Raw genomic sequence first — 14,489 nt, 5'->3', positions numbered from 1 at the left:
GGGCAATTTTTGCCGTAAATCACGTTCCTACGAACGCAGTCCCGGAGCCTCCTGCCCCGTCCGCTCGACATATTCCGTATAACCGCCGCCATATTGGTGAATGCCGTCCGGCGTCAGTTCCAGAACCCGGTTCGACAATGCGCTAAGAAAGTGCCGGTCGTGCGATACGAAAAGCATTGTGCCTTCATAAGCGGCAAGTGCCTTGATCAGCATTTCCTTCGTATCAAGATCAAGGTGGTTGGTCGGCTCGTCCAGAACGAGGAAATTCGGCGGATCGAACAGCATTGCCGCCATCACAAGACGTGCCTTTTCGCCCCCCGAAAGCACGCGGCATTTCTTTTCGATGTCGTCGCCGGAAAACCCAAAGCAGCCAGCGAGTGCGCGAAGTGGCGCCTGCCCTGCCTTCGGAAAGCGCTCCTCCAGCCATTCCAGTATCGTTGCGTCGCCGTCGAGCACATCCATCGCATGCTGCGCGAAATAGCCGAGCTTGACGCTGGCGCCGATATTGACATTGCCCTTGTCCGGTTCGGCAGCGCCAGCAACCAGCTTCAACAGTGTCGATTTTCCCGCACCGTTGACGCCCATGATGCACCAGCGTTCGCGGCGACGGACCATGAAGTCGAAACCGTCATAGATCGTGCGGCTGCCATAGGTCTTGTGCACGCCCTTCAGGCTTACGACGTCTTCGCCCGAACGCGGTGCCGGCGCGAAGTCGAAGGCGACCGTCTGGCGTCGTCGAGGCGGTTCTACGCGGTCGATCTTCTCCAGTTTCTTCACGCGGCTTTGAACCTGCGAAGCATGGGAAGCACGCGCCTTGAAGCGCTCAATGAACTTGATTTCCTTGGCAAGCATCGCCTGCTGGCGTTCGAATTGGGCCTGCTGCTGCTTTTCATTCAGCGCTCGCTGCCCTTCATAGAAGGCATAATCGCCGGAATAGGTCGTGAGCGAACCGCCATCGATTTCGATGATTTTGGTCACGATGCGGTTCATGAATTCGCGGTCATGCGAGGTCATCAGCAGCGCGCCGTCATAATTCTTGAGGAACGCTTCCAGCCATATGAGGCTTTCGAGATCGAGATGGTTGCTTGGTTCGTCGAGCAGCATCACATCCGGGCGCATCAGCAGGATGCGGGCCAGCGCAACGCGCATTTTCCAGCCGCCGGAGAGCTTGCCGACATCGCCGTCCATCATTTCCTGCGTGAAGCTCAAGCCCGCCAGAACCTCACGCGCGCGGCCGTCCAGACCATAGCCATCCAGTTCCTCGTAGCGTGCCTGTACTTCGCCGTAACGTTCGATGATCGCATCCATCTCGTCCATACGGTCCGGATCGACCATCGCTGCTTCCAGTTCGCGGAGTTCTGCCGCAACCACACTGACGGGGCCTGCACCTTCCATGACTTCAGCAACAGCAGAACGACCACCCATTTCACCGACATTCTGGTCGAAATAGCCGACCGTGATGCCTTTCTCGACGGAAACCTGCCCTTCGTCCGGCTGCTCATCCCCGGTAATCATGCGGAACAGGGTCGTCTTGCCCGCACCGTTGGGGCCGACGAGGCCGATCTTTTCTCCGCGGTTCAAAGCGGCGGAAGCCTCGATATAGAGAATTCGATGGCTGTTGGACTTGCTGATATTGTCGATGCGGATCATGAAACGGGAGGACTTTGTAAGATGATGTGGAACGTAAGGCGGTCGCGTTACGGCCCCTATGCCATGACGGCACGGGCAAGTCACCCCGCTTCGCGATTGAAAGCCTGACAGAATGTTCAGGGAATATTGTGCAGCCATTGCTCGGTTGAGAATTTCTCGACCACAAGCTTTTCCGCCGCCGCATATTCTTCAGGCGTGATCTTGCTGCTCACGCCACCATTCAGCGACACGAACATCTCCTTCATGCGCCTGATGACTTCCTCGCGCGGCAGTCCTGTCTGGCTGCGAACCGGATCGACGCGCTTGACAGCGCTCGCCGTGCCCTTGTCGCTCAGCTTCTCACGCCCGATGCGCAGCACCTTCACCATCTTCTCGGCGTCCATGTCGTAGGCCATGGTCACGTGATGGAGGACCGTGCCCCTGGAAAAGCGTTTTTGCGCCGCGCCGCCGATCTTGCCCTTCGAGCTCGAAATATCGTTGAGCGGTTTGTAGAAGGCATCGATGCCGAGCGAATTGAGCGCTTTCAGCACCCAGTCGTCCAGAAATGCGTAGGAATCGGCAAAGCTCATGTCGCGCACGAGTTCACCCGGCGCATAGAGCGAATAGGTTATGGTGCTGCCCGGCTCCACAAACATGGCTCCGCCACCGGTAACACGACGAACGGTTTCGACGCCGAATTCCCGCGTTGCGTCCATATCGACTTCATTACGCAGTGACTGAAACGCACCGATGATGATGGCGGGGCGTTCCCATTCCCAGAAACGCAATGTTGGCGCGCGACGCCCTGCGGCGACTTCCTGTGCCAGAACTTCGTCCAATGCGAGGTGCATGGCAGGTGAAACCGCAGGCATTTCAACGATCTGCCATTCAAAGTCCCGCCATGTGCGCGCAACGCCCAAGGCACGCCGGACGGCAATTGCCACCGCTTCCGGGCTGAAGCCGAGCATCATGGCATCGGGCCGCAGACCTGCCCTCACCGCGTCCGCAATCTGCTCCGACGAAGCATCGGCAGAAAGGCCTTCGACGGCATTGCATATATCTTCCAGAGCCTCGTCCGGTTCCAGGAAAAAATCGCCTGCCACCTGCACGTCGCACAGACGTCCGTCACGGACATCCAGATCGACGACGACAAGTTTTCCACCGTGGACTTTGTGTTCGCCGTGCATGTGAGTGCCTCCGAAGAGTGAACGCGACTGTTTCACTCTCATTTCATGAAATCTGAGGGAAGGAAAGTTCGTTCGGGGGAGAGCCTGACTAAATTCCGGCTTCAGAAGGCGCAGAACGCTGAACAAGTGAAGTTTCGCGCGCTTCTTTCGTTTTGTGGCCGACATAAAATCCAACGACAATCATAGCCGCCAGAACAACGATGATCGATTTGAAATGAAAAGGCGGTCGGTGCATTTCGGAACCTCATTCTTGCCGTAGCAAACCAGAGCAGAAAATGTTTGTCGACCCCGCCTCACCGAATTCTTAACCACCTGGCAAAATTCCCGTTCGGCGCACCGTATTCATCCTCTGTTCAAGCTACCGGAATTAAAGCATATTTCACCGATATCAGAGGGACAAATCATGATACCTGCACTCAAGACAACCGTTGCTTCATTATGCCTTGGCGGTCTGGTGGCCGCTCTCTCCCCACTCGTCGCGCCGGCATCGGCAGCACAGCTGCAGCGCTGTGCCAGCGAGAACGGAATTTGCGAGCTGCCCTACCCGGCCGAGGTGGTCTATGGCACCGGTGGACAGAATACATCGCGCTTCATTGACCGCCCGCAGGTCAGCTGCTCCAACCGTGTCTTTGGCGACCCCGCGCCGGGCAAAAAGAAGAGCTGCTCCTTCGTCGTTCAGGATCGCTGGGACAGGACAGATCGTCCGGGCCGTCCTGACCGCCCCGATCGTCCAAATCGGTACGATCCGTATGATCGCTACGACGACCGTGACCGCGACTGGAGCCGTTGCGCGAAAGAAGGCGGGTTCTGCGACTTTTACGGTCGCAAGCGCGTGCGCTATGGCGCAAATGGCCGCTTCACCGAAGGCGTGTTCCGCAACGGCGTCCGGTGTGACAACCGCACCTTCGGCGACCCGGCGCGCGGCAAGTCCAAGGCCTGCTACGTTCTCGATTGAAAATCGAACGCGAGAATGAGCGTTTCGCTATAAACATTAAGAAGGCGGCGGCCCGAATGGGCCGCCGCCTCTGTCGCTAGAAACATGGACTGGAGGTCATCATAGTTCTACGACAATGCGTGTGCCGAATCCGGCACTTTCAGCGACAGCATCAGAACGAGCGCTGGAAGCGGATCTTGCCCTGCCAGGCGTCTTTTCCGTCCATGCTCGTGTTCTTGTCCTGCCACTTGGTGTAGGAAACTTCAGGCGTAATGGTGAAGCCAGGAACCAGCTGGTAGGCGACGTTTGCAGTTGCGGCGAAGGTTTCGCTGTCGTCATAAGCGGCCTGTACGTTGAAGGTCGCCTTGCTGGTCGCCTTGAACGCTGCGCCGCCCCAGACTGCCCAGTCGCCGCCCCACGTGCCGTAGAACGAGTCAACGATACGGACGCGATAACCGCCCGATGTACCGTAATGATCGTCGTTGGACTTGTAGGCGCCCTGCAGCCAGACCGAGAACTGATCCGTGATGTTGACATCGCCGCGGACCTTTCCGGCCCACTCCTCATTGCGGGCGTCATAGGCGACGACACCGGCGATCTTGCCCCAGCTCTGCTCGTATTTGAGACCGCCGACCACATGCGGCATGTAGTCCTTGATGGTGACATCTACGTTGGAGTCGGAGTTGCCGCCTTCTTCGAACGAAACGATGGCCGAGAAGCCGTTTCCGCCCTTGAAGGTATAGCTGATGAGGTTGGTACGATACCCGCCGGCGAGGATCACGTCGTCGCTGATGACGTTGCCCAGATAACCGGTGAAGGTGACGAAGGCCGATTCATCGAGACCGACGCGCAGGCCACCAAGCTGGATATAGGCATAACGCAGCGACGTGCTGGTGGAGCCGCCATTATAATTGTCGGCCTTGCCGTTGCCGTCGCCCGTCCAGTCGTAACGCAGTTCGCTGTAGGTCTTGAGCGTGCCGAGATCCGTTTCGGAAGCGGTGGAGAAACGTAGGCTGACGCGGGCCAGCTTGTTCCAGGTGTCGCGCTCCAGCTGTGCCGGGGTGCGAGCGTAATTGTTGTCGCCGCCGCTTGCATCATAGCGAACATAGCCATGAATGCGCAGGCAGGTTTCCGTTCCCGGAATGTAGAAATAGCCAGCGCCGTATGCATCGCATACGCGGACATATTCGACTGCTTCCGGCTCGGGCGCCACGATTGCATCGGCTGCTTGCGCGCCGGAAATCGCTACGAGCGATGCAGCCGAACCAAGAAGAATGTTTCTGATATTCATAAATGCGTCTCCAGTGGAAGAGTTAGACGCCACCGCTATATTTATTCACTATAATTTGATCAATGTTTATTCGATGTAAGTTTTGTGAATTATTTATATGTGACATAAAAACTACTTCATATATATTTTATATTCATTTCATTATTCATAAAGTGGACAAAACGATCCCCTGCATCGTCACACAACGCGACGAATCCATTATGCCAACAGCTGCGTTATTCTGCCCCTTATGCCCGTCCAATCCGCCCAACAAGCGGACGCCCTCGCCTAACCGGCAACGGTGAAAGTTTTATAACAGGAAGAAGAAATATACGTCGCAACACTGACAATTGGCCCGGATGCATTCACTGATGCAAGCGGGCCGCGAAAACCGCGACTCGTCAATTCAACGGCCAGGGATGTTGATTCGTCATTGCAGACCTGACGAAGTTGTTTTCCTCGGTCATTGTGCCGCCCCATAAAGAAAACAAACGTCGCAGGGGTAATGTAATGGTCCTATTCTCTATTGTCATAGGCGTTTTGACGTCAGCGGTGGTGATTGCCGCGTGCATTATGCTTTGGAGATACGAACGTTCCTGAGACCTATAAGCTTGTCATCGTCGCATGGTTCAGGATTGCAATGCCCGATAAAGGGATCAAGTTGAATTGCTTGGCTCTTCATGCGCGTTGGACGCGGCATATGCGACGATGCCGATTATTCACTGAGAAGCAGATGGAATGGTGGGCGTGACAGGGATTGAACCTGTGACCCTTCGCGTGTGAAGCGAATGCTCTCCCGCTGAGCTACACGCCCGATGAGCAGTGCTCAATCAAGGTGGTGCGGATATACTGGCCTGCGGCTGCATAAGTCAAGCGTCTCGCGCGCCACTTCCAAAAGAGATTTTATCTTCTGCCAGTCTCTCCCTGTCGGCAAAGGAAAACGGCAGCCATCTATCGATGACTGCCGTTCTGTTCTCATGCGACAAAGGATTTCAGAGCGCAGCCAGACGCGAATCCGCCGTCTTGTCGAATGCCTTCTGCAAGCCGGAATCGCGGTCGTAGACATCGCCGTAATAGCGAATCTGTCCGCTCGCATCCGGCCATGCCGTGAAATAGGAGATATAAACCGGAACCGGATCCTTCACCTTGATGCCGCGTTCATTCTTCCCGAAATATTTTTCCAGATCCTGGACGGATGTTCCCATCACCGCAGCGGCCATGTCGCGCGGGCGTTCCAGACGGATACAGCCATGGCTAAGCGCCCGCATGTCGCGACTGAAATAGGATTTGGCCGGTGTGTCGTGCATGTAAATGTCATGCGCGTTCGGAAACAGAATCTTGAGCTCGCCCAATGCGTTGTCGAGGCTAGGCTTCTGACGGATGCCGACATGAGACTTGCCAGCGGCAACCGCACTCCAGTTAACGGCACTGGCAGAAACCTTCTTGCCGTCCGCGTAAACCTCGTAGCCGTTGCGGTCGAGATAGCTCGTATCCCGCATGACCTTCGGCAGCATCTCGTTCAGGATGATAGAGCGCGGCACGCCCCATGACGGGTTGAAAACGACCGTTTGCACCTTGTTGTAGAAGAAATAGGTCTGGTGGGTCGGAGAACCGATCACCACATTCATGGCCAGCTTTTCTTTCCCGCCCTCGAAATATTCCGCACGGTAAGCCGGCTGGTTGACCATCACGTAACGGGTGCCGAAATCATGCGGCAGCCACCGCAGGCGTTCCATGGAATAAAGGATGCGATCGCGTTTAACGGAAGACTGCTCACCCTGAAGGGCGGAAAGCGTATTGCGGCCGATGACGCCATCAGGCGTGCTGCCCGAAAGCTTCTGGTAGTCCTTGATGGCCGCAACCAGTTCGGGATCGTAAATATCGCCGCCCGCATGCGCATCCAGCGCCTGCCTGTGCTGCGCCAGATAACTGGCGGGCGCATGCCGCGAAATCAGAGCGACCACCTTGCTGAGCTGTGGATTGGTATCGCCCGGTTTGATGACGCCATTCAACGAGACGCGGATCGGTTCGGCAGATGGCAGCTCGGTATTCGCCAGCTCGCGCTTCAAAGCCGCATATTGCTCGTTGCTCGGCTGGAAACCATACAGATAGGCAGCCGGATCGCTTTCCGAAGCGAGCCGTTCCAGAACGGCTTTCGGATCGACGCGATTACGCGGCAGGTCGTGGAAACCGCTAAGGCGGTCGGCGATCACCCGTCCCTCGCCTGCGTCGATGGCATAGCGCAGCGCGCGCGCCGACATGCGGATTTCAAATTCGGCGAGTTTCTGCTGGCGTTCGGCTTCGGCGGCAGCGTCGAAAGCGTCAGCCGGAATCGTGACCGCATATTCATCCGGGTTGAGCCCGTCCTCATCCGCTCGGGCGAAGAACGCCGCAACATCCTTGGCGCGGTCGAGCACCTTGTCATCAGCCGACCACATGAAGCTGCGCTTATTGGAATAATAATCGACGATAGCCTGCGCTATCTCTTTCTCGGCCTTGACGTTGACGGATTTCAGGTAGTCCACAGCCGCGTCGAATGCACGCTGTCCGGCAGTCTCCTCACGAACCTTCAGGCGGATCGGCGACATGCCCGATGTCAGCGGATCGACGATGGCTGGCTCGGTTGCGGCAGTGACGCGCATGTCGAGCGCGCTGAAATCGACATTGACCAGAGCGTCAGGCTTGTAATCGTAAATCTGCGGGCCCTTCACCGTCACGCGCTGGACCGGCGCAGGGCTTCTCGCGGCGGTGTTAGGCGTGGATGCACGTGGAGCCGCGGCGGCTTTCGGCGCTGCAGCTTTCGGCAGTTCTGGCTGGGGAGCAACCTGCGGGGCCTGCTGCTGGCGGCGCTGCTGAAAAAGCTCCAGTAACGAATTCGCGGCCTCAGCCTGCGCTGTGGGGAGAAACACCGAAGCTGCCAGAGCCAGCGCCGCTGCGCGACGGATCGTTAGTCCGCGCCCAGCGCTGCTCTTCTCATCTGTCTGCGAGTGTCTGGGAAACTGCATTTCAAACCGCCCAAATTGATGCGTTCGCTAATTAAGCGAATCCGTCCGAATCTCGCAGATAGAATTTACCAATCTCGTATAGAAACTTTTAACGCTAATGTTTTTGAAAGCAATTTACCGTTCTGCACTTATCACAATTGTTTGAGGCACCTTCTTGGGAGACGATCCCGGAATGCCTTGATGAACAAAGTGACGCAGTGGCATCGATCCCGCATCGCGCTAAAAGCCGCACAGACTTTGGTTCCGAAGCTTCCTTCGGGGCTTCGATCAACATATCGCGCGAGCCGGACTTACCACCATCTCCGACTGGCGCAGCTGGCAAGCAAGCGAGGTACCGCGATGGCAGAAGCAAGCGCCGCCGATCTTTTTCCTCTTGGTGAAGACGACACCCCTTACCGCAAGCTGACTTCCGATTACGTTTCTGTCGACACCTTCAAGGGACAGGAAATCCTGACGGTTGATCCGGAAGGGCTTCGCCTGCTTTCCGAATCGGCTTTTGCCGACATCAACCATCTGCTTCGTCCAGGCCATCTTCAGCAACTTGCCAAAATCCTCGAAGATCCCGAAGCGACCGATAATGACCGTTTCGTTGCCTACGATCTTTTGAAGAACGCCAATATTGCGGCAGGCGGTGTGCTGCCCATGTGTCAGGATACCGGCACGGCCATCATCATGGGCAAGAAGGGCCGTCGCGTCTGGACCGAAGGCGGCGATGCCGACGCGCTGGGCGCAGGCGTTCTCGACGCCTACAACAAGAAGAACCTGCGTTATTCGCAGCTGGCACCCCTGTCGATGTTCGAGGAAAAGAACACCAAGAATAATCTGCCTGCGCAGATCGATATCTATGAGGAAGGCGAAGACGCCTACAAGTTCCTTTTCGTCGCCAAGGGCGGCGGTTCGGCGAACAAGACGTTCCTCTATCAGGGAACGCCATCGCTCCTCACCCATGACCGCATGATCGATTTCCTCAAGGACAAGATCCTGAGCCTCGGCACAGCCGCCTGCCCGCCTTACCATCTGGCGATCGTCATCGGCGGCACCTCGGCCGAGATGAACCTGAAGACGGTCAAGCTTGCCTCGACGCGCTATCTGGACAGCTTGCCGACCAAGGGCTCCGAAACCGGACACGCCTTCCGCGACCTCGAAATGGAAGCGGAAATTCATAAACTCACACAATCGCTCGGCGTCGGCGCACAGTTCGGCGGCAAATATTTCTGCCATGACGTGCGCGTCATTCGCCTGCCTCGCCACGGCGCTTCACTGCCGATCGGCATCGGCGTTTCCTGCTCTGCGGATCGTCAGGCCAAGGGCAAGATCACCAAGGACGGCATCTTCCTGGAAAAGCTTGAAACCAATCCGGCCAAGTACATGCCGGACATTGACGAGGAAAAACTGTCGTCGCATGTGGTCAAGATCGACCTCAACCAGCCGATGCAGGACATTCTCAAGGAATTGTCGAAGCACCCGGTCAAGACGCGCCTGTCACTCTCCGGTCCAATCATCGTGGCGCGCGATCTGGCGCATGCCAAGATTCGCGAGCGACTTGAAAACGGCGAAGCCATGCCGGACTATTTCAAGAACCACCCGATCTATTATGCCGGCCCCGCCAAGACGCCTGCCGGTTATGCCTCCGGCTCGTTCGGCCCGACCACAGCAGGCCGCATGGATTCCTATGTCGACCAATTCCAGTCCTTCGGCGGCTCCATGGTGATGCTCGCCAAAGGCAACCGTTCGCGCCAGGTGCGTGAAGCCTGCGGCCAGCACGGCGGCTTCTATCTGGGCTCCATCGGCGGTCCGGCTGCCCGCCTGGCGCAGGATTGCATCAAGAAGGTCGAGGTCGTCGAATATCCGGAACTCGGCATGGAAGCGATCTGGCGCATCGAAGTGGAAGATTTCCCGGCCTTCATCGTCATCGATGACAAGGGCAACGATTTCTTCAAGGAGCTCAATCTGGGCTAAGTCAAGAAAGGGCGGCGCAAGCCGCCCTTTTCGTTTCAGGCGTTTGCCCCACCATCAACCGTGAGGGAGGCTCCCGACACGAAGCGTCCTTCCGGGCTTGCGAGCCAGGCCACCAGACTTGCTATATCGTCGGGCGAACCGAAACTGCCTGTAGCGATGCGTTCGCGCTGCGGTTCCGCATGGTCGCCTGCTGCCGGATTCATGTCGGTATCAGTCGAGCCGGGGTGAACGACATTGACCGTGACGCCTTTGGAGCCGAGATCACGTGCCAGACCTTTCGTCAGACCGATCAGCGCCGCCTTGCTTGCCGCATAAAGGCTGATGCCCGGCCAAGGCACGCTTTCGGCGAGGTTGGAGCCGATGGTGATAACGCGCCCGCCCGCACCGAGATGCGGTGCGGCAGCCGATACAGCAGCAAAGACCGCGCGGAAATTCACCGCCATTACGTCATCGAAATCGGCGAGCGTGACCTGTTCCAGCGGGGCCGCATGCCAGATGCCGGCGCTGTTGACCAATATATCCAGACGACCGAATTCCTTGACCGTTTTATCTATGGCCGCAGCAATCTGGCTGGCGTCGCGATTGTCGGCTCTCAACGCCAGCGCCTTGCCGCCATTGGCCACGATTTCCGAAACCACAGTATCGGCTTTTTCCTGGCCATTCACATAGGTGATGACAACTGCCGCACCATCTTTCCCAAGCCGCCGCGCAATTGCAGCGCCAATGCCACGACTTCCGCCAGTGACGAAAGCAACCTTCCCCTTCAGAGCTTCTGCCGGCATGCCATTTCCTTTCTGTAACGACTGATACATAAAGGCTGACAGGCTTGCGCAGAGCCGTCAAGTGATTTATTTAATGATCGATACAGAAAGGAGAGATCGTGGCAGACAAAGGACGCCCCCGCAGCTTCGACCGCGAAACAGCGTTGCGTACTGCAATGCTCAAATTCTGGGAAAAAGGTTTCGATGGCGCATCTCTGGCCGATCTGACAACGGCCATGGGCATCAATTCGCCCAGCCTTTATGCCGCATTTGGGAGCAAGGAAGAGCTTTATCTCGAATCCCTGGCCCTCTATGCCGGTGAAGTCGGGGGAGAAATCTGGTCTGCGCTGGATGAAACAGCAGATGTGCGCCAAGCCTTCGAGAAATTTCTCCACGCGACGATCGACGCTTATTGCCAGACATCGGTGCCACGGGGATGCATGATTGCACTCGATGCATTGCATCGCACCCAGTCAAGCGACAAGGTTTGCACAGTGCTGCGTAACCACCGGCTGACCAATATCGAAATTCTGCAGAAACGGCTCGAACGCGGCATTCGCGACGGCGACATTCCTCCATCGGTCGATTGCCACGCAGCCGCAACCTTTTACGCAACGGTACAGAACGGCATGTCCATTCTGGCGCGCGACGGCGGAACGCGAGCAGACCTCACCGCAACGGCGCTGGGCGCCATGGCGGCGTGGGACAAACTTGTTCTTAGCAAGGCCTAATCAGGCAACCAGTCTTAATTTCGGGCCGTCATCAAGATAATCCGCCACCAATGACGCCACCTCGGCACTCGCGATGATGCGGCGATGCCCCAAGCCATCCGCCCAGTGCACCGTGACATGAGAGCCTGCCTTGCCGGCTGCTTCCGCGCAGATGGCGGGCACTTCCTTATCGTCATGTGCGTGAATGACCAGCGTCGGTATCGTCATGCGGCGCAGGAGCACGTCGGTATCGAAATCGGTGATCGGGCGCGCTGCGATGTGGCGAACCTGTTCCTTCATGGCGTGACGCGCGTCGCGCCCCAGCCCCAGCACTCTGCCGAAACCGTCAAAAACACCCGCAATCGAGTGCGGAGAAGCAATCGTGACCAGCCTCGCCGGGCGATGTGACTGGTAGCAGCCGACGGAACCCGCAGCAGCATTGATGATGACAGCGCCCCCGAACGAGTGACCGATCATTGCATCGAATGGACCATACTGACGCCACGCCACATCGACGGCGGCGATTGCCTGTATCATGTTGAGCGTGCGGCCCGCCGATGCGCCATGCCCCGGTAGGTCGATCGAGACGACCCGTTCGCCACGGGCGACAAGTTCGCGAATGATTGTCATCATATCGGCGGTGCGCGATCCCCACCCGTGGACGACGAGTGACGTTCGCCCGAGATGGACCTCCGGCTCGAACAGATAGGTTGCAACAAGCCCGCGGTCGATAATCAGATCGAGCCGCTTTGCCTGACCGAGTTCCGTGTTCGCTTGTTGAAGACGCGCCGCATAGGCCTTAGTTTTCGGCTTGCGGCTTGGCGTTCGACAAAAAATCCTGAATGCGGCGCGGCCCGCCTTATCGGCATCAATGCGTCCGAGCACACCCAGGCCGAATCGCGTAACCTGCAAAGAGAACGATGTCATGACAGGGCCTCAATTATGTTCAATCCTGAACAAATAATTGTACAAGAATGAACAAAATGCAAGACGAGACTCAAAAACTGCCGTGGGACAATCCGCGCTTCAAGAACTGGATCGCCGTCGCGCGCGCCGGCAAGGCGGTGGAACGCGCCCTCTCCCATGAGCTGTCGACCTTCGATCTGAAAATCGCCGACCTCGATGTGCTGATGAATATCTATCGCCATCCCGGCGAATCCCAGCACGATCTTGCGCGCCGCATTCTTGTCGGGCGCTCAAACATCACCATGCTATTGCCGAAGCTCGAAAAACGCGGCTTGCTGGTGCGCGAGGGCGATCCGGCGGACAAGCGCGTGATGCGATTGACCCTGACCGCCAAGGGCGAAAAGCTGCTGGGACACGCGCTGACTGCTTATACGGAACTGATCGACCGCGTCATGGCGCAGTCGACAGCCGCGCAATGCAACGCAATGGGCGATGTGATGCGCCGCATCTGCGACATGCTTGAGAAAGAATAGACTCAGCGATCCCGCTTGAGCCCCTTCTCGGCAAGTTCATCGAGATAGGTTTGCCACAACGTCACCTTCTCGGTGCCAAGCTTGTGGAGATAGGTCCACGAAAACAGGCCGGTATCGTGCATGTCGTCGAAAGTTATTCGGACAGCATAATTGCCGACCGGCTCGACCTTCATGATTTCGACATTGCGCTTGCCGCCAACCGTGACGCGCTGCTCCGGTGAATGACCTTGCACTTCTGCGGAAGGTGACAGCACACGCAGCAATTCGGCGGTCAGCTCGAACTTCTGGCCATCGTCGAACGCCACCGTCAGTAGTTTGCGGTCGTGCGAAACGCGCAATTCAGTCGGCCAGACTTCGCTCATCACCATTCTCCAGCTTGGATATTCGCCAGCTTTTGATAGGCCCCGCGTTAAAATATCGCAATAGCCGCGATCATTATTGAAAGAGCTTCGCGTGCGTGAAACTGGACAATGAAGCTTGCATTTCCTATTTCTAGGGAAACGGTGTGGATATTCCTCCGCATCAAGCGGAAACAACGGCTTAATGATGTACGCAAACCAAGCACAGCCACTTGTTTCCCCGAATGGACCCATGATCGATCCTTTCGGGCGTGCCGTTACCTATCTTCGGGTTTCGGTGACGGATCGGTGCGATTTCCGCTGCACCTATTGCATGGCGGAACATATGACATTCCTGCCCAAGAAGGATTTGCTGACGCTTGAGGAACTGGATCGTCTTTGCACCGCCTTCATCGACAAGGGTGTGCGGAAACTGCGCCTGACCGGCGGCGAACCGCTGGTGCGCAAGAATATAATGCACCTCATCCGGCAGCTTTCACGCCATTTGAAATCCGGCGCGCTCGACGAATTGACGCTGACGACGAACGGATCGCAGCTCGCGCGTTTTGCCGATGAACTGGCGGATTGCGGCGTGCGGCGTATTAATGTCTCGCTGGATACGCTCGATCTGGAAAAATTCCATCAGATTACCCGTTGGGGTGATCTGCCCCGCGTTCTTGAGGGGATTGAGGCTGCACAGCGTGCGGGTATCCGCGTCAAGATCAATGCCGTCGCACTGAAGGATTTCAACGAGCACGAGATTCCTGAACTGATCCGCTGGGCCCATGGCCGCGGCATGGACATGACGCTCATCGAAACAATGCCGATGGGCGAAATCGAGTTTGACCGCACAGACCAGTACCTGCCGCTTTCGCAGGTGCGCGAGGAACTCTCGCAGCAATTCACACTTTCCGATATTCCTTACCGAACGGGCGGTCCTGCCCGCTATGTGACGATTGCCGAAACGGGCGGACGGCTCGGGTTTATCACGCCGTTGACCCATAATTTCTGCGAAAGCTGCAATCGCGTGCGGCTCACCTGCACCGGCATGCTCTATATGTGCCTTGGCCAGAACGACGATGCAGATCTGCGCAAGGCCTTGCGGGAAAGCGAAAGCGATCTGCTTCTCAGCCAGGCTATCGATGAAGCCATTTCGCGCAAGCCGAAGGGGCACGATTTCATCATCGACCGCGATCATAATCGCCCAGCGGTTGCGCGCCACATGAGCCTTACCGGCGGTTGACCGGTTTATACTTA

General features: G+C 57.1%; 12 protein-coding genes and 1 tRNA gene. 5 read left to right on the top strand and 8 right to left on the bottom strand.

The annotated features are described in order from the left end of the window. Positions 1-27 precede the first annotated feature (27 nt). Both J9800_RS06365 and lplAB read right to left on the bottom strand, forming a co-directional pair. Entirely contained in the window at positions 28-1,650 is a 1,623-nt protein-coding gene (locus tag J9800_RS06365) for an ABC-F family ATP-binding cassette domain-containing protein (protein WP_114215429.1), read from the bottom strand. Between the two features lie 116 nt (positions 1,651-1,766). After that, entirely contained in the window at positions 1,767-2,816 is a 1,050-nt protein-coding gene (gene lplAB / locus J9800_RS06360; protein ID WP_210845673.1) for a lipoate-protein ligase LplAB, read from the bottom strand. 403 nt (positions 2,817-3,219) lie between these two features. Between lplAB and J9800_RS06355 the strand changes: the two genes are divergently transcribed. Beyond that, on the top strand, positions 3,220-3,771 hold the full coding sequence (locus tag J9800_RS06355) for a hypothetical protein (protein ID WP_114215430.1): 552 nt from the start codon (positions 3,220-3,222) through the stop codon (positions 3,769-3,771). Between the two features lie 151 nt (positions 3,772-3,922). Here the strand turns inward: J9800_RS06355 and J9800_RS06350 are convergent, their stop codons facing one another. From J9800_RS06350 to J9800_RS06340, 3 genes are all read right to left on the bottom strand, one after another. Further along, on the bottom strand, positions 3,923-5,041 hold the full coding sequence (locus tag J9800_RS06350) for a porin (protein WP_112588180.1): 1,119 nt from the start codon (positions 5,039-5,041) through the stop codon (positions 3,923-3,925). 718 nt (positions 5,042-5,759) lie between these two features. Beyond that, positions 5,760-5,834: transfer RNA gene (locus J9800_RS06345), tRNA-Val, on the bottom strand. 178 nt (positions 5,835-6,012) lie between these two features. Beyond that, positions 6,013-8,025, bottom strand: coding sequence for a L,D-transpeptidase family protein (locus J9800_RS06340; RefSeq protein WP_210845671.1), 2,013 nt, complete (start codon positions 8,023-8,025; stop codon positions 6,013-6,015). A gap of 339 nt (positions 8,026-8,364) precedes the next feature. Here J9800_RS06340 and J9800_RS06335 point away from each other — a divergent pair, with 339 nt between their 5' ends. Then, complete coding sequence (locus J9800_RS06335; RefSeq protein ID WP_114215707.1) at positions 8,365-9,984, top strand: fumarate hydratase; 1,620 nt, start codon at positions 8,365-8,367, stop codon at positions 9,982-9,984. 35 nt (positions 9,985-10,019) lie between these two features. On the opposite strand, the gene J9800_RS06330 is transcribed toward J9800_RS06335, so the two are convergent. Continuing rightward, positions 10,020-10,766, bottom strand: a complete 747-nt coding sequence (locus J9800_RS06330; protein ID WP_114215432.1) for a 3-oxoacyl-ACP reductase family protein — start codon at positions 10,764-10,766, stop codon at positions 10,020-10,022. A 98-nt stretch (positions 10,767-10,864) separates the two neighbouring features. Here J9800_RS06330 and J9800_RS06325 point away from each other — a divergent pair, with 98 nt between their 5' ends. Continuing rightward, positions 10,865-11,476: a TetR/AcrR family transcriptional regulator gene (locus J9800_RS06325; protein WP_114215433.1), complete on the top strand. Its 612-nt coding sequence runs from the start codon at positions 10,865-10,867 to the stop codon at positions 11,474-11,476. Here J9800_RS06325 and J9800_RS06320 read toward each other — a convergent pair whose 3' ends face one another. After that, positions 11,477-12,382 (bottom strand): alpha/beta fold hydrolase, encoded by a 906-nt coding sequence (locus tag J9800_RS06320; RefSeq protein WP_114215434.1) that lies wholly within the window; start codon positions 12,380-12,382, stop codon positions 11,477-11,479. A 47-nt stretch (positions 12,383-12,429) separates the two neighbouring features. On the opposite strand from J9800_RS06320, the gene J9800_RS06315 reads away from it, so the two are divergent. Continuing rightward, positions 12,430-12,894 carry a MarR family winged helix-turn-helix transcriptional regulator gene (locus J9800_RS06315; protein WP_114215435.1) on the top strand — a complete coding sequence of 155 codons (465 nt, stop codon included), beginning with the start codon at positions 12,430-12,432 and terminating at the stop codon, positions 12,892-12,894. Positions 12,895-12,896: 2 nt separating this feature from the next. Here J9800_RS06315 and J9800_RS06310 read toward each other — a convergent pair whose 3' ends face one another. Continuing rightward, positions 12,897-13,256, bottom strand: a complete 360-nt coding sequence (locus J9800_RS06310) for a gamma-butyrobetaine hydroxylase family protein (RefSeq protein WP_112588168.1) — start codon at positions 13,254-13,256, stop codon at positions 12,897-12,899. Positions 13,257-13,440: 184 nt separating this feature from the next. Between J9800_RS06310 and moaA the strand changes: the two genes are divergently transcribed. Beyond that, complete coding sequence (gene moaA, locus J9800_RS06305) at positions 13,441-14,475, top strand: GTP 3',8-cyclase MoaA (RefSeq protein WP_114215436.1); 1,035 nt, start codon at positions 13,441-13,443, stop codon at positions 14,473-14,475. Positions 14,476-14,489 lie beyond the last annotated feature (14 nt).

It is taken from the genome of Ochrobactrum sp. AP1BH01-1 (genome assembly GCF_018066705.1).
Lineage (GTDB): Bacteria > Pseudomonadota > Alphaproteobacteria > Rhizobiales > Rhizobiaceae > Brucella.
The sequence above is the reverse complement of the archived record's forward strand: the minus strand, read 5'-3'. Positions and strand labels throughout refer to the sequence as shown.

Excerpts from the sequence above, each read along its gene's own strand:
- J9800_RS06365 (WP_114215429.1), bottom strand. The coding sequence starts at position 1,650 with ATGATCCGCATCGACAATATCAGCAAGTCCAACAGCCATCGAATTCTC.
- lplAB (WP_210845673.1), bottom strand. The coding sequence starts at position 2,816 with ATGCACGGCGAACACAAAGTCCACGGTGGAAAACTTGTCGTCGTCGAT.
- J9800_RS06355 (WP_114215430.1), top strand. The coding sequence starts at position 3,220 with ATGATACCTGCACTCAAGACAACCGTTGCTTCATTATGCCTTGGCGGT.
- J9800_RS06350 (WP_112588180.1), bottom strand. The coding sequence starts at position 5,041 with ATGAATATCAGAAACATTCTTCTTGGTTCGGCTGCATCGCTCGTAGCG.
- J9800_RS06340 (WP_210845671.1), bottom strand. The coding sequence starts at position 8,025 with ATGCAGTTTCCCAGACACTCGCAGACAGATGAGAAGAGCAGCGCTGGG.
- J9800_RS06335 (WP_114215707.1), top strand. The coding sequence starts at position 8,365 with ATGGCAGAAGCAAGCGCCGCCGATCTTTTTCCTCTTGGTGAAGACGAC.
- J9800_RS06330 (WP_114215432.1), bottom strand. The coding sequence starts at position 10,766 with ATGCCGGCAGAAGCTCTGAAGGGGAAGGTTGCTTTCGTCACTGGCGGA.
- J9800_RS06320 (WP_114215434.1), bottom strand. The coding sequence starts at position 12,382 with ATGACATCGTTCTCTTTGCAGGTTACGCGATTCGGCCTGGGTGTGCTC.
- J9800_RS06315 (WP_114215435.1), top strand. The coding sequence starts at position 12,430 with ATGAACAAAATGCAAGACGAGACTCAAAAACTGCCGTGGGACAATCCG.
- J9800_RS06310 (WP_112588168.1), bottom strand. The coding sequence starts at position 13,256 with ATGAGCGAAGTCTGGCCGACTGAATTGCGCGTTTCGCACGACCGCAAA.
- moaA (WP_114215436.1), top strand. The coding sequence starts at position 13,441 with ATGTACGCAAACCAAGCACAGCCACTTGTTTCCCCGAATGGACCCATG.